This is a genomic window from Guptibacillus hwajinpoensis, assembly GCF_020171785.1.
Taxonomy (GTDB): Bacteria; Bacillota; Bacilli; order Bacillales; family Guptibacillaceae; genus Guptibacillus; species Guptibacillus sedimenti.
On the sequence record NZ_JAIVAE010000014.1, the window covers coordinates 86,797 to 108,659 of the forward strand.

General features: G+C 38.8%; 29 protein-coding genes. 10 read left to right on the forward strand and 19 right to left on the reverse strand.

The annotated features are described in order from the left end of the window. Positions 1-115 precede the first annotated feature (115 nt). Entirely contained in the window at positions 116-580 is a 465-nt protein-coding gene (locus tag LCL91_RS18630; protein ID WP_098446511.1) for a hypothetical protein, read from the forward strand. On the opposite strand, the gene mnmH is transcribed toward LCL91_RS18630, so the two are convergent. Beyond that, complete coding sequence (mnmH, locus tag LCL91_RS18635) at positions 543-1,604, reverse strand: tRNA 2-selenouridine(34) synthase MnmH (RefSeq protein WP_224884576.1); 1,062 nt, start codon at positions 1,602-1,604, stop codon at positions 543-545. The genes LCL91_RS18630 and mnmH overlap by 38 nt on opposite strands. Positions 1,605-1,720: 116 nt before the next feature. Here mnmH and LCL91_RS18640 point away from each other — a divergent pair, with 116 nt between their 5' ends. From LCL91_RS18640 to LCL91_RS18650, 3 genes are all read left to right on the forward strand, one after another. Continuing rightward, positions 1,721-2,065 carry a hypothetical protein gene (locus LCL91_RS18640; protein ID WP_224884579.1) on the forward strand — a complete coding sequence of 115 codons (345 nt, stop codon included), beginning with the start codon at positions 1,721-1,723 and terminating at the stop codon, positions 2,063-2,065. A gap of 105 nt (positions 2,066-2,170) precedes the next feature. Then, complete coding sequence (locus LCL91_RS18645; protein WP_224884581.1) at positions 2,171-2,530, forward strand: DUF4870 domain-containing protein; 360 nt, start codon at positions 2,171-2,173, stop codon at positions 2,528-2,530. A 382-nt stretch (positions 2,531-2,912) separates the two neighbouring features. After that, a complete protein-coding gene (locus LCL91_RS18650; protein WP_098446507.1) occupies positions 2,913-3,110 on the forward strand; it encodes a DUF2188 domain-containing protein in 198 nt (65 codons plus the stop codon). A gap of 128 nt (positions 3,111-3,238) precedes the next feature. On the opposite strand, the gene LCL91_RS18655 is transcribed toward LCL91_RS18650, so the two are convergent. The 4 genes from LCL91_RS18655 to LCL91_RS18670 all read right to left on the reverse strand — a co-directional run bounded on the left by LCL91_RS18655 (position 3,239) and on the right by LCL91_RS18670 (position 5,800). Then, a complete protein-coding gene (locus tag LCL91_RS18655; protein ID WP_224884583.1) occupies positions 3,239-3,625 on the reverse strand; it encodes a KGG domain-containing protein in 387 nt (128 codons plus the stop codon). A gap of 172 nt (positions 3,626-3,797) precedes the next feature. After that, entirely contained in the window at positions 3,798-4,238 is a 441-nt protein-coding gene (locus tag LCL91_RS18660; RefSeq protein WP_160921031.1) for a hypothetical protein, read from the reverse strand. A gap of 108 nt (positions 4,239-4,346) precedes the next feature. Further along, positions 4,347-5,099, reverse strand: coding sequence for a GNAT family N-acetyltransferase (locus LCL91_RS18665; protein ID WP_224884585.1), 753 nt, complete (start codon positions 5,097-5,099; stop codon positions 4,347-4,349). A 2-nt stretch (positions 5,100-5,101) separates the two neighbouring features. Further along, positions 5,102-5,800, reverse strand: coding sequence for an AIM24 family protein (locus tag LCL91_RS18670; RefSeq protein WP_224884587.1), 699 nt, complete (start codon positions 5,798-5,800; stop codon positions 5,102-5,104). A gap of 149 nt (positions 5,801-5,949) precedes the next feature. Between LCL91_RS18670 and LCL91_RS18675 the strand changes: the two genes are divergently transcribed. After that, on the forward strand, positions 5,950-6,357 hold the full coding sequence (locus tag LCL91_RS18675; RefSeq protein ID WP_224884589.1) for a DUF948 domain-containing protein: 408 nt from the start codon (positions 5,950-5,952) through the stop codon (positions 6,355-6,357). 51 nt (positions 6,358-6,408) lie between these two features. Then, positions 6,409-7,908, forward strand: coding sequence for a cardiolipin synthase (cls, locus tag LCL91_RS18680; protein WP_224884590.1), 1,500 nt, complete (start codon positions 6,409-6,411; stop codon positions 7,906-7,908). Positions 7,909-7,950: 42 nt separating this feature from the next. Here the strand turns inward: cls and LCL91_RS18685 are convergent, their stop codons facing one another. Beyond that, a complete protein-coding gene (locus tag LCL91_RS18685) occupies positions 7,951-8,499 on the reverse strand; it encodes a GNAT family N-acetyltransferase (protein ID WP_224884592.1) in 549 nt (182 codons plus the stop codon). Positions 8,500-8,749: 250 nt separating this feature from the next. Here LCL91_RS18685 and LCL91_RS18690 point away from each other — a divergent pair, with 250 nt between their 5' ends. Both LCL91_RS18690 and LCL91_RS18695 read left to right on the forward strand, forming a co-directional pair. Continuing rightward, on the forward strand, positions 8,750-9,307 hold the full coding sequence (locus LCL91_RS18690) for a histidine phosphatase family protein (protein WP_224884594.1): 558 nt from the start codon (positions 8,750-8,752) through the stop codon (positions 9,305-9,307). After that, positions 9,307-9,510 carry a hypothetical protein gene (locus LCL91_RS18695; RefSeq protein ID WP_224884596.1) on the forward strand — a complete coding sequence of 68 codons (204 nt, stop codon included), beginning with the start codon at positions 9,307-9,309 and terminating at the stop codon, positions 9,508-9,510. The genes LCL91_RS18690 and LCL91_RS18695 overlap by 1 nt, the downstream gene beginning before the upstream one ends. Positions 9,511-9,593: 83 nt before the next feature. Here the strand turns inward: LCL91_RS18695 and LCL91_RS18700 are convergent, their stop codons facing one another. After that, the gene (locus tag LCL91_RS18700) at positions 9,594-9,767 is read right to left on the reverse strand and encodes a hypothetical protein (protein WP_224884598.1); all 174 of its coding nucleotides are present in this window, start codon (positions 9,765-9,767) and stop codon (positions 9,594-9,596) included. A gap of 155 nt (positions 9,768-9,922) precedes the next feature. Here LCL91_RS18700 and LCL91_RS18705 point away from each other — a divergent pair, with 155 nt between their 5' ends. Continuing rightward, the gene (locus LCL91_RS18705) at positions 9,923-11,260 is read left to right on the forward strand and encodes a DUF2254 domain-containing protein (protein WP_224884600.1); all 1,338 of its coding nucleotides are present in this window, start codon (positions 9,923-9,925) and stop codon (positions 11,258-11,260) included. A gap of 50 nt (positions 11,261-11,310) precedes the next feature. On the opposite strand, the gene LCL91_RS18710 is transcribed toward LCL91_RS18705, so the two are convergent. The 8 genes from LCL91_RS18710 to LCL91_RS18740 form a co-directional block, all read right to left on the reverse strand. Then, positions 11,311-11,847, reverse strand: a complete 537-nt coding sequence (locus LCL91_RS18710; RefSeq protein ID WP_224884602.1) for a redoxin domain-containing protein — start codon at positions 11,845-11,847, stop codon at positions 11,311-11,313. A 3-nt stretch (positions 11,848-11,850) separates the two neighbouring features. Continuing rightward, entirely contained in the window at positions 11,851-12,237 is a 387-nt protein-coding gene (locus tag LCL91_RS18715; protein ID WP_224884604.1) for a YueI family protein, read from the reverse strand. A gap of 187 nt (positions 12,238-12,424) precedes the next feature. Then, entirely contained in the window at positions 12,425-13,693 is a 1,269-nt protein-coding gene (locus LCL91_RS18720; RefSeq protein ID WP_224884606.1) for a M48 family metallopeptidase, read from the reverse strand. A 193-nt stretch (positions 13,694-13,886) separates the two neighbouring features. Further along, entirely contained in the window at positions 13,887-14,138 is a 252-nt protein-coding gene (locus tag LCL91_RS18725; protein WP_224884608.1) for a hypothetical protein, read from the reverse strand. A gap of 139 nt (positions 14,139-14,277) precedes the next feature. Further along, entirely contained in the window at positions 14,278-15,150 is an 873-nt protein-coding gene (locus LCL91_RS18730; protein ID WP_224884610.1) for a Cof-type HAD-IIB family hydrolase, read from the reverse strand. Positions 15,151-15,275: 125 nt separating this feature from the next. Continuing rightward, on the reverse strand, positions 15,276-15,398 hold the full coding sequence (locus LCL91_RS22090; RefSeq protein WP_255462048.1) for a hypothetical protein: 123 nt from the start codon (positions 15,396-15,398) through the stop codon (positions 15,276-15,278). Between the two features lie 93 nt (positions 15,399-15,491). Beyond that, the gene (locus tag LCL91_RS18735) at positions 15,492-15,797 is read right to left on the reverse strand and encodes an AzlD domain-containing protein (protein WP_224884613.1); all 306 of its coding nucleotides are present in this window, start codon (positions 15,795-15,797) and stop codon (positions 15,492-15,494) included. Beyond that, positions 15,790-16,491, reverse strand: coding sequence for an AzlC family ABC transporter permease (locus tag LCL91_RS18740; RefSeq protein ID WP_425589696.1), 702 nt, complete (start codon positions 16,489-16,491; stop codon positions 15,790-15,792). The genes LCL91_RS18735 and LCL91_RS18740 overlap by 8 nt, the downstream gene beginning before the upstream one ends. Positions 16,492-16,602: 111 nt before the next feature. Between LCL91_RS18740 and LCL91_RS18745 the strand changes: the two genes are divergently transcribed. Beyond that, complete coding sequence (locus LCL91_RS18745) at positions 16,603-17,172, forward strand: helix-turn-helix domain-containing protein (protein ID WP_224884617.1); 570 nt, start codon at positions 16,603-16,605, stop codon at positions 17,170-17,172. 48 nt (positions 17,173-17,220) lie between these two features. On the opposite strand, the gene LCL91_RS18750 is transcribed toward LCL91_RS18745, so the two are convergent. From LCL91_RS18750 to pdhA, 4 genes are read right to left on the reverse strand one after another with little or no spacing between them, the layout of a single operon-like run. Further along, positions 17,221-18,624, reverse strand: coding sequence for a dihydrolipoyl dehydrogenase family protein (locus LCL91_RS18750; protein WP_224884619.1), 1,404 nt, complete (start codon positions 18,622-18,624; stop codon positions 17,221-17,223). Then, positions 18,624-19,769 (reverse strand): dihydrolipoamide acetyltransferase family protein, encoded by a 1,146-nt coding sequence (locus LCL91_RS18755; protein ID WP_369522971.1) that lies wholly within the window; start codon positions 19,767-19,769, stop codon positions 18,624-18,626. The genes LCL91_RS18750 and LCL91_RS18755 overlap by 1 nt, the downstream gene beginning before the upstream one ends. 14 nt (positions 19,770-19,783) lie before the next feature. Next, positions 19,784-20,779 carry an alpha-ketoacid dehydrogenase subunit beta gene (locus LCL91_RS18760; RefSeq protein ID WP_224884623.1) on the reverse strand — a complete coding sequence of 332 codons (996 nt, stop codon included), beginning with the start codon at positions 20,777-20,779 and terminating at the stop codon, positions 19,784-19,786. After that, positions 20,776-21,840 carry a pyruvate dehydrogenase (acetyl-transferring) E1 component subunit alpha gene (gene pdhA / locus LCL91_RS18765; protein ID WP_224884625.1) on the reverse strand — a complete coding sequence of 355 codons (1,065 nt, stop codon included), beginning with the start codon at positions 21,838-21,840 and terminating at the stop codon, positions 20,776-20,778. The genes LCL91_RS18760 and pdhA overlap by 4 nt, the downstream gene beginning before the upstream one ends. Between the last annotated feature and the right edge of the window lie 23 nt (positions 21,841-21,863).

Genomic DNA, 21,863 nt, shown 5'->3' on the forward strand with positions numbered 1-21,863 from the left:
AATTTTTTCGGAGGTTGGATAATAGATTGTAATAACTACTTTTCGACAAAGGGGTATACAAGTTTACTAGTACGGTAACAATGATGATAGATTACAAAGGGAGGATACGAACGATATGAATGATTCTGTCTATCAGTTGATTGTTGAAACCACCGTCAAACGAGTGCCTAGCTGTCATGAGTCCCCAGCAGACTTCTTTATTGCCCTTGATGATCAGGAATATCCTTATTTAATCTTACCCACGCCGAAGGAAATGTTTGATAATGACGATGTTTTCACTATCCGCTTGATTCCAGATGCCCTTAATAAATTTCGATTTGAATTGGACAACTCATTTACCAAACTATCTTTTAGACGGTTTTCTACTTTTTTTGACGATAAGACATACTACTTTGGACCTGATGATAATATGCTGATACATTTTCTAAAATCGCCAATATACCGAAGCTACGTAGCGTGGATAAGTCATTTGTACTTTAAGCGCATTGATGACCTGATTGAACGATACAACAAGGAACAGTTGCCTGAAGAAAAAAGATCAATTAAAGCGAAACTTTCTCGCCTTCTGATCGAAGCTTAATATCTAAACGATCAATTTCATTCTGGACAAGTCGCTTCCCTTCTTCGAACGACTCGTATGAAAGATTGATGATGTTGCCTTCATTTTCATAAGCTTTATGTTCGTATCTTGGATCATAATAATAAAGCAACAATCGTTCAATAATGACAGCATAGTTTTTCGCTTCAAGAGCCTGGTCAATCACTTCTTTATCTTCACCAGAGAATCGTTTTTCAATTTTTGTAATGGCGTCAGTGATTTCTTCATGATGTTGTTCAGGATGATACGTATTTAAGATCGTACGAATTCGATAAGAAAGCGGGGCGTGGACTTGTATACGCGTCCCTTTTTGTTTGCCCTCTAGAATAAAGTCAGGAATAATGATATTTCCAAGGCGCTTACTTTCAGATTCTATAATATAATAAGGTGTTTCTCCAATCTCCTTCAATCGGTGGTAAAGCTTCGCTTCAAATTCCTTCTGACTTCTTTCAGGTAAATCTACTCTACCAAATACTGAACCTCTGTGAGCAGCTAGACCTTCGAGATCAATCACTGGATATCCCTTCTTTTCTAATGCAGTTAGTATTTTGGTCTTCGAAGTTCCAGTTAATCCTTCTAGAACAAGGTATGGAGTTAATTGACTTGAAAAATCATCTAAGCCAGTTGTTACTTTCTGTCGGTAGGCTCGAATCCCACCTTCGACCTGAAGACTCGGTAATCCCATCATCTCAAAAATCGTAGCAAGACTTTTACTTCGCATTCCGCCTCTCCAACAGTAAACAGCAAACTCTTGATGATTTGTTATTTCTTTTGCACGTTTATAAAACTCAGGGAGTAATGGCGAGACAATCGAAATCCCCAAATCTTTCGCTGCATCTGTCCCTTTTTGCTTATAAGTAGTCCCCACCAATTCCCGTTCTTCATTCGAGAAAATCGGCAAGTTAACTGCTCCAGGAATATGAAACTTCTCAAATTCAGCCGGGGTTCTAACATCTAATAAAGGTATTTTTTTATTTAAAGCTTCATCGATCGATATTTTTTTCATAACAATCATCCTTCATCTCATTTCATAGTACAAGTATATCATCATCCCTGATGGAAATTTAGTTAGACGGTTTATGTTACCTTCAGATGGGGAAAATTAGGAACGAGGTGAATAAAATGGATACTACAACGTTATCAGAAGTTCGCAATACGCTAGCTGATTGGGTTGGTGGTCATATCATCATCGAAAAAAAAGAACAGGAAGATCTTGATAAGACAATTATGAAACTTGAAGACTTTTCCTTTCAACATCGCGGTGAAACCGTTGACGACTACACCGCTTCAACTCTCCTTCAGCTTAAAGGTGAAGGAAAGGTGATTTCGGAGGAAGCTGCCGTACCACTTCCTCACTCTATTTTCGAAATACCACTTGAAGAACTAAACAATGTAAAAAAGCAGTCGGCTGAATTAATCTTTCTCACCAACCGTGCCTCCTATCACATCAGCTATAACGCAAATTAAGGGACCAGAATTGGTTCCTTTTTTTATTGAAGAATTTCTTAACGGCATATCCCAAACCATTTTCTAATATGCTGAACATAGGTAGAGGCTACGGGAGGGATTGTGATGGAAAAGAAAGACATGACACCTGATCAAATCACACGTCAGTGGGCTATGTATGTTCATCTTTCTGCATTGTCTGGTTATTTAGTTCCCCTCGGACATATCATCGCTCCCATCATAATTTGGTCAATTAAGAAAGAAGGGAATTCGTTCATCGATGCCCAGGGTAAAGAGTCTCTAAACTTTCAAATTAGCATGACGCTGTATGCCGTTATCCTTGCTATTCTCACCTTTGTGATCATTGGATTATTTCTTCTCCCATTGCTTTTTATCGTTCACCTTACTTTCATCGTCGTCGCCTCTGTGAAGGCGAATCAAGGTGAGTTTTATCGATATCCCATTACGATTCGGTTCATATCTTGAATTTCTAACAATTTCAATCGTTCACACATAATTTAGCTATGTCCATGTTATAATGAAACTAAACTTATGATGTGGAGGGTCTGCTCTTGGCTACTAAGGAAAAAGAATGGAACCGTTTTACTGTATGGGCACTAGCCTTTATGGTTTGGATTGTGCCTATCGCATTTGTAATCGGTTTCTACATAATCTCTCAACCCCAATAAGGTGAATTGAACGATCCTTAATGAACAACAATTTCTCAACTCGACTAACCTCATCTCTAGGTAGGTTGAGGAAAATCAGCGTAAATGCGCTGATTTTTTTAATTCTCATAGAAAGCAGGTTTTATTCTCCTTTATCGTGGGAAGTGTTAATTATACACAGCTTAAAGGAGGATATAACTATGAAGGAATATACAGTAGCACCAAATAAAGACGTTACAGGTTGGTACGTTAAAATTGAGGACGTTGCTCCAACGGATCTTTACGATATGCGTTCAACTGCTATTGAAAAGGCAGAAGAACTTGCGAAAGGTGATTCCCCAAGTCGCCTATTAATCCTTAATGATCAGCATGAAGTTGAAGAAGAACGCACATTTTAATACATAAAACATCCCTTCGCTCCTGCGAAGGGATGTTTTATGTATAGCTTTAGACCTTCATTAGTCATTGTTTAGTAAAAAATAAAAGAACGGAGGGAAATCCCTCCGCTCTTTTTCTTACCGATTCCTCAATTGTTACCGCTCTTCTTACCGCCCTTTTTGCCTATTTCTTCGTAAAATTCTTTATCTTGATTTTTGGATGTTTGTTCTCCGCCTTTTTGGCCTATTTCCTGATAAAACTCTTTGTCGTGCTCTCTAGCTGTTTTCTTACCGCCTTTTTCACCTATTTCTTCAAAGAACTCTTTGTCATGTTCACGAGCCGTTTTTTTGCCACCTTTTTCGCCTATTTCTTGATAGAACTCTTGATCATGTTCCTTGGCTGTCTTTTCTCCACCTTTTTGTCCAATATCTTGATAAAAATCTTTGTTATGTTCTCTAGATGTTTTGTTTCCACCTTTACGCCCTGCTTCTTCTCTACTCATTTTGTCATTACTGTTATTACTATTGTTAGCCATTTTTGAAACCTCCTCTAGTAATTTTGATAACCTTTGCTACACTAGTTGTATTCCACGCTATCTAATTGATAAACGACAAAATGGATTCTTTTTACATTTTTGATTCCTTCTTACTAAAAATAAGAAAGTTGCTTCAACTAAAAAAACGCCCCTTACTAGGGACGTTTTGTCTTTAAGAATAGTAAACATGTATTGGTTTTTCATATTTCTTAGAAATCTTTTCAAGAGATTTTTTTACGTTAATCAAATCATCTTTATCTATTCCACAACCAATTTTTATTTTAAATCCCTTTTCTTCAAATGGCTTTAATTCTTTAATCATATGTTCAAACGATTTTAACCACGCAGGGTAATTGGTTTGCAGACCAGCAGGTTTATACTGACCATAGAGATTGGCAATGATCCGTTTATTATCTCGACTTAAAGCAAATGAACATTTCCCTAACTTCTTTTTTGGTGAAAACGGAAAGTCCTCATCTGCTTTCGCTGCTTCAGGATAAGTTTCTTTTACTGATTTTGCAATTCCAACGTCCATCGCATTAAAACAGTCACATTGATGCGCAATCACAGTACAGTCACTTTTAAGAAGGTTGCCTTTTTCTAAACGAATCATACATGCACTCTCCTTTTTTGAGAACCCTTTTGTATGATTATAATGAAAATTCTATTAATTTCAATAGGAATATTTTACTTCCTTCAGCATATTATGATAAGTTTCGCGTTACGGCCTCTCTTTCATATAGGTAACTGCCTGGAAAATTGGTTTACAATTATTATTGCGAAATATTTGCTGCATGGGTTTATTCTCAATGCCTGTACTGCCGATATAATAAGTAGCCCCTTTTTCCTGCAATAATGCTAATCCAAGATGATGGAAAGGCGTTCCGAGTCCTTTGCCACGCCATTCTGGTAAAATGCCCATATAAAATAGCCTTCCCTCTTCATTTGTACCAGGTTCAATAATAGGAATCATCATGCCTAATGGCTTGTCATCCCAATAGATACGAAAACAGCTTGTTTTGTACTGCTTTCCAATCTCCTGCTTCATTGCTTCATATTGAACGTGGATAGAATGCTTAGAAGGCGAATTGAGCGAGCCCTTTGAACATAACTCCCACATCGATAGAAAAGCATCAATTCTCGAGGCTTCGACCTGTTCATACGTAATACTACGATTATAATTTGCAACCATTTTTTCCAATTGAAATCTTTTATAGTATTCGATCGTTGTAGACTGTAAAAAATAATCTTTTTTTTCTAACAGCTGACTTCCTTTTGTAAAAAAACGATCCAGCGTAATTGAAACTTGGTTTACTTCATTGGATTTTAAAGCAATATCCAATCGATCCAACAACGATTCAATGACCTCTTCTTCTTTCAATTTTTCAATTCCCTCTAATGAAAGATAGAAAGGTCGGCCATCAAGTAATTTCACACCTTCTTTAAGTTCACTCTCTTTCAATGAAAATGACATTTTCACCCCTGATTGTTTTGCATATATACTTCTTCATAAGGCTGGACGACCACAAAACCGTCCCCTTCGAATCTCATTTGAACAGACTCACCGCTCCCTCTACCAAAGAAAGACTTTAAGGAAATATCTGTTTGAAAATCCGGCTGCAATTGGCCAGACCAGGCTACAGTTGCATTTGGATCGGTAATGACTGGTTTCCCTGGTGACACTCGAATTGTAAGAGGTTCATAATGGCTTGTAATTGCGACCATTCCAGGGCCCTTACAGGTAACATTAAATAATCCACCTGCCATCATTCCTGTTATCCGTTTCATCATTTTGATATCCCACTGGATTCCATCTTCAAATGCAAGAAGATCATTCCCATTTACACTGATTGATTCTCCGCTTTGCAAATGAAGAATGGATATCTTCTTCCCTGCATCGGCAAGATAGAGCTTCCCATTTCCTTCTGCTTTCATCAAAGAAGCGCCTTCACCTGTGAGAGCTTTTTTGAACATTTTCCCTAGACCGTGTTCAAGAATTCCTTCTCTTTCAAACTTTATTTGACCATTATAAGTAATCATTGCGCCCGCTTTTGCCCAAACTCTCCCTGATAAGTTCACTTCTAGCATACGTTGTGTTTCAAGTTCAAAAAAGCCTTCACCCTTATCCTGTTGTTCTGTAGACTTTACAAATTCCTCGATCGAATAACGATTCATTTTTCATCTCCCCTTCCAATTATTGATTACGTTTCAAAGGATCCAAACGTTTCAATTTTCTGCAAAACGTTTTCACAACAATTTGTTTGCGTATAGCACGTTAAGGGTAAGAGAATATTAACTAATGGTTTTAAATAGGAGGTTATGAAATGGTTATTGTTTACATTAGCATCGGCATTGTTGTTCTTTCTATTATTTATTTAGGATACATAGCAGTTAAGAATATGAAAGAAACAAAAAAATCATTAACGGATCTATCAGAAACAGCAGCTAGGTTTCAAGAAAAAGTGGATCAAATTAATGAGGAAACAACTAAGCTAACGACAACGGCAGCATCAATTTCTGAAGGTATTCAAACTAAGAAAGAAACTGTGCAAGGCGTTATTCAGACAGCTAAATCCTCACCAGAACCCTTTAAAGATCTTGTATCATCCATTAAGAATACGCCCAATCCGCAGCGTGAAACAAGAGATTCACAATTAGTTGAAATAGGTGATCAGCTTATTGATTTATGGGGTAGATACCGCGTGAAGCGTAAATCCAAACACGCTGAGTAAGGGCTATGCCCTTACTTTTTTTGTTCAAATTCAAATGAGGTGGGCTACATTATGAAACAAGCAAGACAAATACTATTCTTTCTTCTTATGACAACATCCCTTTCAATTATTCTGTTCACTTCTTTAGAGCCTATCTGGAAATGGGGAGCAGGCTTTCTTTATGCCGCTATTTTACTATCTATTTTATACGTTCTATTACTTGAAGGAAGATCTCCCTATAAATCATTATTATGGATCTACGTATTGATCTTCTTCCCTATTGTCGGATATGTTTTCTTTTTATTTTCTGGTCAACTCGAAGTAAAAGGGCATTTATTTAAAGAAAAGCGAACCAATGGACTCGAGTTCTTTCAAAAGTACGTTAATTTTCCTGCTTCTGAAAAGTGGCACGAGCTAAGTGAGCGAAATCAAAACTTTTCGAATCTTATTGCTACAATGGTCTCAAGTCCCATTAGTATGCGATCTTCCACGAAACTTTTACTAAATGGGAGAGAAACATTTACCGCCATTAAAGACGAAATTGAAAAGGCTGAAACGTATATACACATGGAGTATTACACGTTCCGATCAGATGAGCTTGGACTTTCAATCATTGATTTACTTATCAAAAAAGCGAAGCAAGGTGTTGAAGTTCGTGTCCTATATGATTCAATTGGGAGTCACAACCTTTCAAGAGCTTCGAAAACAGCATTAAGGGACGCTGGTGCAAGTGTTCAACAATTTCTGCCCATTAAATACGGGTTCGTGAATCAAACAGTTAATTTCCGTAACCATCGTAAAATCATTGTCATTGATGGGAAATCGGGATTTGTAGGTGGATTAAATATTGGTGATGAATATGCTGGAGATATGAATTCAATGCCTTTCTGGCGTGACACTCACCTCCATGTTAAGGGAGAGGTCCTTTCTGCTCTTCATGGCGTTTTCCTAATGGACTGGTCGTATATGTCTGGAGAAGAATTGCTATCAAGAAAATACCTTGATACTTATGATGTTGAAGGAGATGGAGGAGCACAGCTGGTTGCTAGTGGACCTGATACGAAAAGAGGCGCTATGTCTGATTTGTATTTTAGCTTAATTACTTCAGCTAGAAAGCGAGTCTGGATTGCAACTCCTTACTTTGTTCCGAATAAAGCCATTCGAACTGCACTAGCCATGGCTTCTATGAGAGGCATCGAAGTCAGACTCATCGTTCCGGAAATAAGTGATGGTTTTCTCACTCAATATGGAACACGGTCTTACTTTTCAGAGCTTCTTGATTATGGCGTCGAAATATATATGTATCAAAAAGGATTTTTGCATCAAAAAATTATGATTGTCGATGATGATCTTGCTACAATCGGTACGGCTAATATGGATATGCGCTCTCTAAATTTAAATTTTGAAGTAAACATGTTCTTATTTCAATCAAGTACAATTCATGACTTAATTGAAGCCTATCAAAATGACCTAACCGATTCGGTAAGCGTAACAAAAGATTCATACAGTAAACGCGGACTTAAACACCGCACAAAAGAATCTTTCGCAAGACTGTTCTCTCCAGTTTTGTAATTTAAATTTAAGGATGAGACGTTCTCTCATCCTTGAGTTTATCTAAGCTGTGTACCATTCTTTTGTTAGGATTGAGTACATAATCAAATCCATATACACTCCTCCTGCATACACATAATCCCTCAAAACACCTTCTTCACGAAATCCTAGATTTTGCACAAGCTTTCTCGAAGAATTGTTATTTGGGTGAATTAATGCTCCAATTCGGTGAATATTCATTTGTTGAAAGGCGAACGGAATCATGATTGAAAGTGCTTCAGACATGTATCCTTTGCCTTCTTTTTCTTGATTTAATTCATATCCCATTTCTATGCGATTCACCCGTTTTGCCCAGTTATGTAAGCCACAGGTCCCAATCAATTCTCCAGTCTCTTTTAACTCAATTCCAAAACGGATAGCCTGTTTTTTTTCAAATCCTTGTTTGAAACTCATTAACATTCCTTCTATTTCTTCAATCCCTGTCATTTTTTCGCTACCATAGTACCTCATTGTGTGCGGATTTGAAAATATAGATAGGAGAACAGGAGCATCTGATTCTCTTAATTCTCTTAATCGTAATCGCTTTGTTGATAACTCTGGGAATTCTTCCACTTCGCTCACTCCTATCGAATTTAATTTTCATACTTTTCCAAAACTCACTTATGAAAAAAATGCTTAAAGAATGGATAACCATACTTTAAGCAAACAGGGGGTAAAACATCTTGTTAAAAAGGGGTCTCTCTTATAACGACTATGCCGACATAAAAGTTTCAATATTCTACAAATGATTTCCAACAAACCTTTTGGATGTTAAAATCGATCATAGTATTCCTTACTCCAATTACGAGGAGCGGCGACAATAATGAAAAAAATATATCTCGTCAGACACTGCCAGGCGACTGGCCAAGAACCAAGTGCTTCATTAACAAAAGAAGGACGTAACCAGGCTACAAAGCTAGCTCAAACTCTTGGATCTATCCCGTTTGATAAATTGTATAGTTCTCCTTTTAGACGTGCCGTCCAGTCGATAGAGCCACTTGCACTTCAATTAGATAAAGCGATTACGTTGGATGATCGACTAGAGGAAAGAACGTTATCTGGAAACCCAATTGACAATTGGTTAGAAGAATTAGAGAAAACTTTCAGAGACCTTTCTTATACCGTTCCAGGTGGCGAATCAAGTCAGAAGGCTATGTCAAGAGGCATTGCTGCGATAAGTGAAGCTATTCATCACACAAAAGAATATGCCCTCCTAATGACTCATGGAAACCTATTAACCTTATTGCTACATCACTTCGATCCAACATACGATTTCAACACTTGGAAAGCTCTGAGAAATCCGGAGATTTACTGTCTATCTTTTCAACATGATGAGATAGACTCTATTGAAAATGTACCGTTAATAGAGGATACACCCTAATGGCTGGACGCTATTCTCGTTTTCATTGCTGTGCTACATGTATTCATTTCGAAGTTATAAAAAGGGCAAGAACAACTTATCGCTGTGAAAGACTGGGGTTTGAAACGAAGCCTACTTATCAGTTTAATTGCTGGGAACCAAAAGAGATTGTCAAAAAGAAAATAGAAAAAGAAAACATTTCGAGGGCTGATAATAACCTATAAATATGCTGTTATAGACCATTTCATATCGTTCAGCATACACCTTGAATCTTTCTCTTCTTGAATGTCTTCTAGCTAGAAGACATTCAAGAAGAGGTACCTGACATAGCCATCTCTTCCTTCCATTTATTGATTAGCTCTTGTGGTACATCCCAACTAATCCACGAAACCATAATTTTTACATCTTGATTCTCGACAATCCAATATTCATATCTTTTCTCGGAGAAATTCTCAATGATGCCCGTCCGGTCTATCTTCATCTATTGATCCTCCTTTAGTTGACTTTACTTCCTGTATACCCTAAAAACAGTTTACTTAATTCTCTTTTGCTCTTCTCCACTTTCATTATATGTATGAAACATCCCCATTTTTTCACATACTAACCCTAATCTTTCTATTTGGAGGCAAAGGGGATATGGAGCATAATAAGTTTAAACGAATCCAATCAAGCTTCTGGTTTATCCCAACATTCTATGGGGTAGGGGCATTTCTTGCTGCCATTTTAACTCTGATAATTGATCGTACAGTTATTCAAGGGCAGCCTGTCGTTCTTCCCTATTTTTTCTTTGCAACTTATGACACAAGTGTTACGATCTTAAGCACGCTTGTTTCCTCCATGTTAACAATGACCACAATTACGTTCTCAACAATAATGGTTGTTCTGACAACGTACCTATCTAACTTCTCACCAAGAACCCTACAAAACTTCATCACAGATCGCATTACAAAAAGAGTACTTGGTATTTTCGTTGGAGGCATTATTTATTTTATTATACTTCTTCTCTTAATTGAACAAAGCAGTCAAGATGATGTCGTCTATCTTTCACCCGTTTTCGCCGTTATTTATGCCATCGTCTGTGTAGCGTATTTTGTATTCTTTATCCATCACGTTTCAAATTGGATACTTGTCGGCAATTTAATTCACCACATTACAATGAACACATTGACCACAATTGATCGTACTTTCCTAGACTTTGAAGAAGCTAATCAAGGTAACCTTGCTTCGTGGGACTCCTGGGAATTAGATGAGATTAAGATGAAAAAACCGATTTCGATACGATCAACAAAATCAGGGTATTTACAAAATATCGATTTACCTGATTTAATTTCAATCGCTACAAAACTTGATTTTATCATTCGACTTGAACGTGATATTGGAGAGTATGTTGATGAAGGAACAGTCATTTTTTCCTACTGGTCTTCTTCAGATCAGAATCCCAATAAACAGGTTCTACTTAACACACTCTCACTTGGAACAGAACGAACGACCGACCAAGATATTGAGTATGGCATCCAAAAGCTTGTTGAAATAGCCTTAAGAGCGATTTCACCTGGAATTAATGACCCAAACACAGCCATTAACTGCATTAACCGATTAGGAAGAGTATTATCGCGCCTTGGGCAAAAACACATTCCTCATCCTCTCTACCATGATGCCAAAAAGAACTTAAGGGTAATTACAAGGCCCATCACATATGATACGTACCTTTATAAAAGCTTCTATCAAATCAGACATTATGCGAAGGAAGATGTATCCGTTCTAGGATCAATTCTACACTCGTTAGTGTTAGCTGCTGATGGAAACAAACACGATACGCACGAAACCATCTGGGAGTTTGGACAATTCGTTATTAGAGGATTTGATCCTAAAGTTCTCGATAAGTTTGATCATCGCTACATTAATGAAAAACTTGAAAGACTAGCAAAGGCAACAGGTTTTCAAGATGCTTTTCAGCCGATATCCCACAAATAGCTTCCATTTTCGCAATAAGAAAAACGGTCTCAGTTTTTGAGACCGTTTTTTCATTTTACTTGATCAAGCCATCCTTCCATGTCTTTTAACGTCAACGGACCTACTCGTTTCTGGCGAATAACTCCTTCACGATCAATCATGAATGACGTTGGCATTGAAATAACTTGATAAAGATTCTCCCCAACTTTGCCTTCTCGATCCATAAGAATCGGGAATGTTAGGTTATGTGATTCCACAAATTTAGGAATGGCTTCCTTATTGGGTTCAAACTTAGTGAAATTCACGGATAATACCGCTACTTCTTCTCCATATTCATCTGAAAATTGTTGAATATCAGGCATTTCTTCTTCACATGGTGGACACCACGTTGCCCAGAAGTTCAAAAAAACAGGTTGTCCTTCATAATCTGAAAGGCTGACTTCTTTGCCTTCCATCGTTTCAAGGGTAAAATCTGCCGCCTGATCACCAACCTCTGTACCAACACTTCGATCAGCAATCACAGTCTTATAGATCCCCCATCCAAGTGCAACCGCAAGAACAATCAACACAAACTTCTTAATCATTTTCATTCTGGATTTTTTATCCATCCGTTACTCCAATGAAAAGCGATCATCACGAATAAAAACCTCTTCTCGCTCAACCGCTTCCTGTTTTGAGGCTAGAACTAGACCAAGCGGTGTGTCTGTTTCTTTATCATTCACGATTGTAAATGATATAGAAAGCTTACTTGCTTCCTTAATATATTTTGAAAGCATCGAATAGGATAAGTCTCCGTTCAAATAAAGAATTCCATTACGAACTCTTCTCATTTCTTCTTTCACTTCTTTATAAACATTATTTTGCGCAACTTGTCTTTTGGTAAGGGCAATATACACTCGCTCTCTAAATGTTGATAAGAACAAGGCTTTTTCAGCTGGCTTTAATTCCGGTGTTCCATATATGCCAGCATCAAGTACTCTTTTAATTTCTTCGTTCACGTTTGTCACCTCATCATCATTAATCTAACAATATGCATAAAGCACGATCTCATACTCTACTTTACTACTCACTATTCATCCTATACTATCTTTCCTTTTTCTTAAAGTGAAGGTTCTGTTACGGTAAGAACACTTTCAAAACAGGATACCCTACAAGTTGTTGGTTATTCATAAAAAAAGACGCCCCTTAGTCATTGGGAGCGTCCTTTTCGTATTCATTTAACATAATTAGTCGTTCCATCATCGTAGGATGCCCATATTTAAAGTATTTTACGATAAATGGCGGATTCACTTCATTTAAGCTGTTTACAGTCAACGTTTGAAAAGACCCAATTGCAGCATCAACATCATGAGTCATTTCGATAGCATACGCATCTGCTTTCATTTCGGCGTTACGAGAAATCGCTAGTTCAACAGGACTAGCGATGAAAGACATAAGTGAAAAAAGCAGGAATAATGCTGGTAAGGATGCAAGATCTGATGCTGAGGTAATTCCCCATGCATCCCCCCATTTTCGAATCATCGCTCCTAGAAGCCTGTATGCGAGATACAATCCCATAAAGCTCGTAATGAGTGCACCAACTAAATTTCCATATAAATGATTCATCACATAATGACCCATTTCATGAGCCATAATAAACAGCACTTCATCATCATCTAGCTTATTCAGAGTGGTATCCCAAAGAACAATTCTTAAATTTGAACCAATACCAGATACGTAGGCATTCATTGCGTTCGTTTTCTCTGACATGTTTACTTCAAATACTCGATCAGCTGGAATGTCAGCACTATCCGCCATTGTAAGAATTTCTTCTTCTAGTGCTTTATCTGTTAGGGAAGTAAAATCATTATATAAAGGATCTATGACAACTGGTTGAATGTACATCATAAAGGCAAGGTACGGAACCATTAGCCCCCACGCCATCAGCCACCACTTTTTCTTATAACGTTTCATTAACGCATAAAGGACACCGATAACAAGGGATGTCAATAGAATGTCAATCCAAAAGGATATCATTTCATCTTTCATCCACCCAGAGAACGATTGAGTGTTAATGCCGTATTTAACTGAAAGTGATCTCGCCCAATAATGCAGAGGAAATGTGAGCAACCATGTAAACGTCGTAAGTAGAAGCAAATAAAGAGGAACCACAATGACACTTTTTCTAGAAACTCCTTCACTAAATTGCTTAAATAGCTTTGATAAGCCAAATCCTAGAACGGCTAAATAAATTAACCATTCATAAGGGATTGCGATAAAGGATAAAAAACTTCTGTAACGTGAATACTCCTCTGATAGTTCTAACTGCCTGTCTGTCATGAAAGTTGCTGGATCTGCCGCTGTTCCCCGATACGCCTCAGGTACTCCAAAATCCGCCCAATTAAATAAATAGAGCCCCAGAATCAGGGCATACATAGAGAATCCTAGAATGATCCATGTTATACGTTTCTTCATCTTCATTCTCCTCCCGATACGACCTCTATATAAATAGTACGAGCAAAACATTTTTTTAGAACAGGCCAATAACGGTCTCTCCTATATGTTCTACAAAAGCACTATAAACCTTTCAATAGAATTTAAGAGGGTAATCTTAATCAATGCCCCCTCAAAAAAAGCCGACAGATAATCTGCCGGCTTTCTAACGCATTTATGAACTTTCTACATAGACATTTGTACGATCGTAACTGTGATCAAACCGATTGAGGATACCACATACCGGACATTCGGCAAGGACATGAAGTTCAACAATTGGTGCCTGACTGCTTTTTGTCGTAATTCCCGTCGATTCAACACGATCATTTGCATGTACGTCTTCCTTAGCAATCGGAATAAACCACGTATACTCTGTCTCACACATCCGACACGTTGCTTTTTCTTCAATTTCTGTTGGTTTCATCATTGTTTTTTCCAGCTCCTTTAGCAGAGTATTTCAAAGACTGCGCGAACAAGGGTCCGGAAAACCTCCTTCAAACTGGGAATCCCTTCCTATAAAAAGCAGTTCCCGTTGTCGAAAAAGTTAAACATCTTCTAGACTTCTCTTAACTAGAAAGAAGATCTTCGTCCATTAATTTATAAATAGCATGCGCAACGCCGTCATGTTCGTTGCTTTTCGTGACAAACGAAACTTGTTGTTTTATTTTCTCATCGGCATTTCCCATCGCGATGGAATAGGATGCTTTTTTAAACATGGAAATGTCATTATAATTATCTCCAATTGCAGCCGTTTGCTTCATATCTAGTCCAGTTTGGGCAACAAACGTCTCAAGAGCTAGTCCCTTTTGTGCATTCTCGTGATTGATTTCGAGGTTTTCTTTACCTGATGAGGTCACAACTGTCTTCTGTACACTTTCCGCTGAAGACGCCGCTCGTTCCAATCGTTCTTCATCAAAAGAGAAACTAAGGAATTTATAGACATGGAGGCTTTTATCTGACAACAATTCATCAAAGTTATCAACGGCCTTGAGTGACAAACTCTCAAACTGACGCTTAGCGCCAACAAGCAATTCTTCTTCAGTTAAATTAGGATTTGAACTTTTCATCATATCGATGATTAAGTCAATCGTGCCCTCATAGTCATGAGTGAATACACCCTTGTTTGTAAATAGCTGATAATAAATGCCTTCAGCATCAAGAATTCCTTTTATCGACTGAACTTGCTCATCATCAAGGTAAATGGCGTGTGTAATGTCTCCTTCAATTGAACGAATCTCAGCACCGTTATAGCAAATGATCGGGAGCTCTAGACCCGTGCCTTCAAGTGGCTTTTTGGCACCATCATAAGCTCTCCCAGTATTAAGAACTACTGTAATACCTTGACTCTGTGCCTCTCGAATAGCATTTACATTCTCAAAACTAACCGTTTGTTCGTTCGTTAACAGCGTTCCATCCATATCAATTGAAATACATCTCATAAGGGCAACATCCTTTTCTATTTGGTCCTATCTTTGTTGCAAAGTTCTTGAATAGTATAGCAAAATTTTAATGCACATTAAAAAGCAAAGAAAAAAAGAGCTTTCGAAAGCTCTTTTTCAACACGTTATCTTTTATTGTGAAAGAATAAGTCAATAAATGAGGAGATTACTTCGACAGATTGGAACCAAACGAGTGACACAGCGGTCATTGAGAAAAAACCAACCATCAAAATACGAAACAAATGCATGTTTCATTCCTCCTCTTTAGAAGACAATATTTAGTTTTACTTTGGTTATATCACAAAAATCAGAAAATATAAATCATTTAATTTTTGATTATATTAAATAAAATAGGCATACGTACTTAAAACCGCTACTGCAAACATAACGACAACGATTAAATTTGCCCCAAGGTATGCAGCAAAGATTGCCGCCACAGCTCCAATAACACCAAATAGAAAATCTTCATGGATTGAAAGGATGCCAGGAAAGATGAGCGCCCCTAGAATAGCGAAGGGAACATTCTTTAGTACGTTTTGAACAACAGATGGTATTTTATCTGAGTTAAAAAAAACAAGTGGAATCATTCTTGGAATATACGTCACAATAGCGAGACCTATAATTAGCCAGATCATCGTGTTACTCATTTTCCCCCTCCCCCATCACCCACTCAACGATTATGGAAGACAACAAAGTAGCAAGCACAATCGCCCAGCCAGTTGAAAAATGAGCGAACGTAAGGAAACTATTAAATAAAGCAGCAAGGGCCGCGAGAAAAAGCACTTTCCGACTTTTTTTAGCAGAGGGAATAAGCAGCCCGATAAACATCGCATAAAGCGCAACGCTCATTCCTTGCTGAATCACATTTGGGAGCGTAGCACCAGCTAAGTAACCTCCCCCTGTAAAAAGAACCCAGCTGGAATAAGAGATCAAACATAAACCAAACATATATCCAGTCGTGAGTCTACCTGCTTTCGTTGCTGAAACTGTAAACGTTTCATCCGTGATACCAAAAGCATAGACTGCTTTTTTCCACGGTGTATCTTCTTCCACTTTCTCATTAATAGAGGCACTCATTAGGAGATGTCGAATATTAACAATAAAGATTGTAAAAATAATTTCAAATGCACCTGTGCCAATCGCGATTAAGCTTAACGTAATGTACTGAGCAGCCCCAGCAAAGACGAGGACGCTCATAAGAACAGCTTCATAAAGTGTAAGTCCTGTCGTTCTTGCGAGTAAACCAAAGGTCAGGGCAACTGGCATATACCCGACAGCAATGCTTATTCCTGCCTTTAATCCCTCTCCAAACTCTGAATCGTTTGCTACGCTTGCCTCCATCATATCCCTCCTGTTGCTCTAATTTGTTTAATATATTAAACTTATTGTATGTTATATTAAACGAATTTTCAATAAATGACCTCCATCAAACAGTTAAAAAAGGAGTAGGTAATGGAAAACCAATCGTTAACGCAACAAATCGGTCAGAAATTAAAAAAACTTCGTCTTGAAAATAGATTAAGTCTCGATCAATTATCAGAGCGATGTTCTGTTAGTAAGCCAATGCTTGCACAAATTGAGCGAGGAGCTTCGAATCCTACCGTTAACACGTTGTGGAAAATTGCTAACGGACTGGGCGTATCTTTCACAGCATTCATTGATGAAGAACAGCCCGTAATCAAAAAAGTAAACAGATTTGAAATAGAGCCTCTAATAGAAGAAGGCGGAAGTATGAAAGTCGTTCCCCTCTTCCCTATGGAACCTGGAAAATCATTTGAAACTTTTTATATTGAACTTGCCCCGGGCTGTAACTACCTTTCAAACCCTCACCCTGAAGGCGTAGAAGAATATGTGTTTATTGAAGAAGGGAGTATGGAGCTTGAAGTTGATACACAAACATTTATAATTTCACATGGAGAAAGTTTAAGATTTACAGCAAATTACCCCCACTATTATCGAAATACTTCTGATCAACCATGTAAAGCCACAATGATCATTCATTATCCCTCTCCTTTCCGCTGATCAGTAGGTTTTTAAAAGCAAATCAAAAAACGCTCCAATCGGAGCGTTTTATTGACCTACTTTTGTTTCCACCTTGATCTCCACTGTACGTTCAATTGCATCCGTCCATGCTTCTCCATAACCTGGATGTGGTGTATAAGGATAGATAAAATCTTCATCCCTCGCACCCATTTCAATAGCAAGCGTTGCTTTTTCAATGAGTTCTACTGCACCAGCACCTATGGCATGAAATCCTAACAACACATGATTTTCTCGATCATGATGAATCACAATCTTTCCTTCTGTGTTTCCAGTGACCATCGCATAACCGTTTGCTTTCATTGAGGAGCTAGCTGTCATCACTTCGTAGCCTGCTTCTTTCGCTTCTATTTCGGTTAACCCTACCGACGATATCGGAGTTTGGGTTTGTATGACCTTTGGAAGGCATTCAAGCGAGAAGGCAGACTTTATCCCACAACAATGATCTGCAGCTGTCTTTCCCTGCTTAATTCCTTTCACTGCGAGGAAAGGTCCTCCTGTTAGATCACCACAAGCATATATATTTGCGCTTGTTGTTTTACATTCCTCAGAAGTAGCAATGATGCCATCATCCTGTATATCAATTCCTACTTGGTCCAGCCTTAACGAATCACTATTTCCGACTCGGCCAATTGAATAGACAATCATCTCTGTTTCTACTTCTACGTTCTCTCCTTTAGCATCACAAAAAACCAGGGTCATTTCTCGTTCCTTCACCAGACAACCGGATACTCCTGTGTAAAAGGCGACTTTTTGCTTCTTAAACTGCCTTATCGATTCTCGTTGGATGCTTTCATCCCATTCAGGAAGAATGGTCTCTTGATCCGTCACAATCGTTACTTCAACTCCTAGCGCACGAAACGTGCTAGCAGCCTCAATTGTGAGATAATCAGAGCCAAACAGGATAAGCTGATTTGGAAGAGATGATAAGGTATAAAGATGTTCTAAAGGAAAGATGTTAGGGTGAGAAGAAGATGAAAGAAAGTTAGGCGTAATCGGGCTGCTACCCGTCGCAAGAATGGCATGGTTAAATGACCACACCTCAAACTTCTCCCCCTGTTCAGCTCCAATCCTGTTTTCTGAGAGAAAAGATGCCTGTCCTTTTACACAATCGATGTTGCTTGAATGAAAGCGGGCTTGTAGTCCTTTTTCCATCGTAGCAATTAAAGAATTCTTTTCTTCCTGCCATTTGTCCATGCAAAATGCTGGTGTCACCGTAATTCCTGGTGTCTTTTCATGCATTTTCCTAGCAGCGGTTGCAAGCAGTTTTGAAGGAATGCATCCGCTATGGAGGCATTCCCCACCGGGACGAAATCGATCAATGAGCGTAACGTCTCTCCCATTCTTAGCAGCACGAAATGCCGCTTCATATCCGGCTGGACCTGCACCAATTATGACAACGTCTTTTTCATGTATAATTTCACCTACCACCATTAGACAAGCTCCGTTAATAGTAGGGAAGGTTGTTCAATCAATTCAATAAAACGATTCGTAAAACGCATAGAGGTACCTCCATCTGCAATCCGGTGATCAAATGTCATAGAAATCGACATAATCGAGCGGATGATAATTTCATCATTCTTTGTTACAACCGGCATTTTCTTCGTCTTATGGAAAGCGAGAAGGGCTGCTTCTGGATAATTAATAATCGGCGTTGCTCCTGTACTGCCAAGTGGCCCTGCGTTACTAATAGTAAACGTACCAGATGATAGGTCTTTGCTAGTGAGTTCATTGTTCATTGCTGCTTTATGAAGGCTTTTCATTTCTTTATGAATATCGTTGATTGAGAGTTTATCACAATGATGGATAACCGGAACGATTAGTCCTTCTTCCGTATCAGTAGCTAAACCAATATGAAGATCGGGCTTCAAGTAAATCAGACCTTCTTCTTCTCTTAACTCCGAATTAAAAATAGGGAACTCTTTTAAAGCCACGCATACCGCTTTAATATAAAAAGCAGCAACCGAAATAGATTGACCTTTACCTTCTTTCATTGCCTTTTTCATTTCTAAGATGTTCGTTACATCAACTTCGTCAAAATGAGTCACATGTGGAATGGTTAAAGTGGACTTTTTCATTTTCGCTGAAATTTGTTTCCGTCTTGTTGAAAACGGAATGGTTCGTTCCTTTGCTTCTTTCTCTATTGCTCTCTCTGTTTCTTTTTCTTCGGGCTTTTGAGTTGTCGCAAGATGTCTAAAAACATCTTCATCAGTAATTCGTCCCGCTGGCCCTGTCCCCTTAACTTCCTCAATATCGATATTATTTTCGCGCGCAACTTTTCTCGTGAAAGGGGCTGCTAAAATTCTTTTCGTTCGCTTAGGAAGCCGTGTTTGCTCGGTATGCTGTGGAATTGGAGAAATCGTTAACAACGTCCCTCCTACTTCAATAACTTCACCTGCTTTTACATAAATCGTTTCTACTTTTCCTGCAAAAGGAGACGGGAGCTCCGCCGTCACTTTATCGGTCTGTACTTCGACTAATGGCTGGTCAACTAATACATGATCGCCTGGCTTAACTAGAAGCTGCACGATTTCGCCTTCTGACATTCCTTCTCCAATGTCATGCAATTTCACATCCATCATTCAACCTCCCTTCAGAAGCGAACTGTCTCTTCAATCGCTCGCAAAACTTTGTTAGCATCCGGTAAATAATCATCTTCTAGCGTAAACAAAGGAACAGGCGCATCATAACCCGTTACTTTTTTAATAGGAGACTTCATATAAAGAAATGATGTATCATTAATGATTGAAATCACTTCACTACCGACGCCACCAGAGGAAGGGGCTTCATGGATAATAACTGCTCTACCTGTTTTCTGCACCGATTCTGCGATCAGTTCTTTATCTAAAGGATAGAGAGAACGAAGATCGATAACATCACATCCTACTCCTTTAGCAGCGGCTTTCTCCGCTGCTTCTTCCGCAACTTTCACCATTGCTCCCCATGCAAAAAGGGATACATCCTCTCCATTACGCCGCCTATAACCTTTACCAAGTGGAATTGTATAACTTCCTGTAGGAACGTCACCTTTACCAGTCCGGTACATTTTCATCGGCTCAAGAAACAGCACCGGATCAGGATCTTTAATACTACTAATTAATAGCCCCTTTGCATCATGTGGCGTTGAAGGAACAACTACCTTCAACCCAGGTATGTGAGTAAAAAGCGCTTCTGTACTATCACTATGAATTTCAGGAGCCCGTACACCTGCTCCATAAGGTACTCGAATCGTAAGTGGCACGGTATATCGACTTTGCGTTCGGGTTCGAATGCGCGTTGCATGAGTAATTAATTGATTAAAGCCTGGATAAATAAAGCCAAGAAACTGGATCTCCACAACAGGAGTATATCCATTCATCGCAAGTCCAATTGATGTACCAATTAAACCTGATTCTGCAAGAGGTGTATCCATCACTCGCTGATCACCAAACAGTTCAAACAAACCGTCAGTTGCTCTAAAAACTCCGCCGTTTCTTCCTACATCCTCTCCTAGAACAAGGACAGACTCATCTTCTTCAAGAACCACTTTTAGTGCTTCTGTAATCGCCTGCACCATCGTTAGCTTTTTCATATTGACCGCTATGCTCATTTCCCACTCTCCTTATGAAAAAAGCGCTCCTTTTGTTCTTGAACCGGCCAAACATCCGTCCCAAACACATGATCAAATATAAGTCCTTCATCCGATTTTTTTGTTTTTTCCATTTCCTCAACAGCAAGTTGTAATCGTTTCTCAGACTTTTTCTTAAGCTCTTCCTCCCATTCAGCATCCCAGCTACCTTCAGCTTTCAGATACTTTTCAACTCGACTAATTGGATCATCCGTCTGCCTTCTCCGTTCACTTTCTCCCTGGTCACGATATTTTGATGGCTCATCGGTCGTCGTGTGAGCTCCATAGCGCCATGTAACCGCCTCTATCAACGTTGGACCATCACCTTTTCTCGCACGTTCAACTGCTTTTAGCGTCTCACTATACACAGCAAAAACATCATTTCCATCCACTCTTACACCAGGCATGTCATAAGCAAGGGATTTTTGAGCAATGGTTTTTGTATTCATCTGTCGCTCTATTGGAACGCTAATGGCGTAGCCATTATTTTGATTAAAGAAAACGACTGGGATTTGGAACACACTCGCAAAATTTAATCCCTCGTGAAAATCTCCTTCCGATGTTGCACCGTCTCCAAAATAGACAAGCGATACTCTGTCGCTTCCTTTTTTCTTCTCAGCCCATGCTGTACCAGTCGCATGAAGAATTTGGGAAGCAATCGGAACGGATGGTGGAAAAATGTGTTTTCCTTCTGGAGGAACACACCCTTCAATACACCCTTTCCAGTAAAGAAAGATATTGACGAGTGAATGCCCAAAAGCTGCCGTTGCGGCATGATCACGATAAGTAGGAAACATCCAGTCACCATCTTCTAAAGCTAGAGCACTTCCAATTTGCGCGCCTTCTTGACCTTCAAACGGAGCATAGGTACCGATTCGACCCTGACGCTGGAGATTAACAGCTTTCCGATCAAACATACGGGAAAACGTCATTTGTTCATAAAATCGTTTTGCATTCGCTACCGTAATGGATGGATTTTCTTCCAGTTGCTTGCCTTCTCCATTGACTAATTGAATGAATGGGAATTGCTCAGTTACGTCCATTAAACTCCTCCTCTCACATTAAT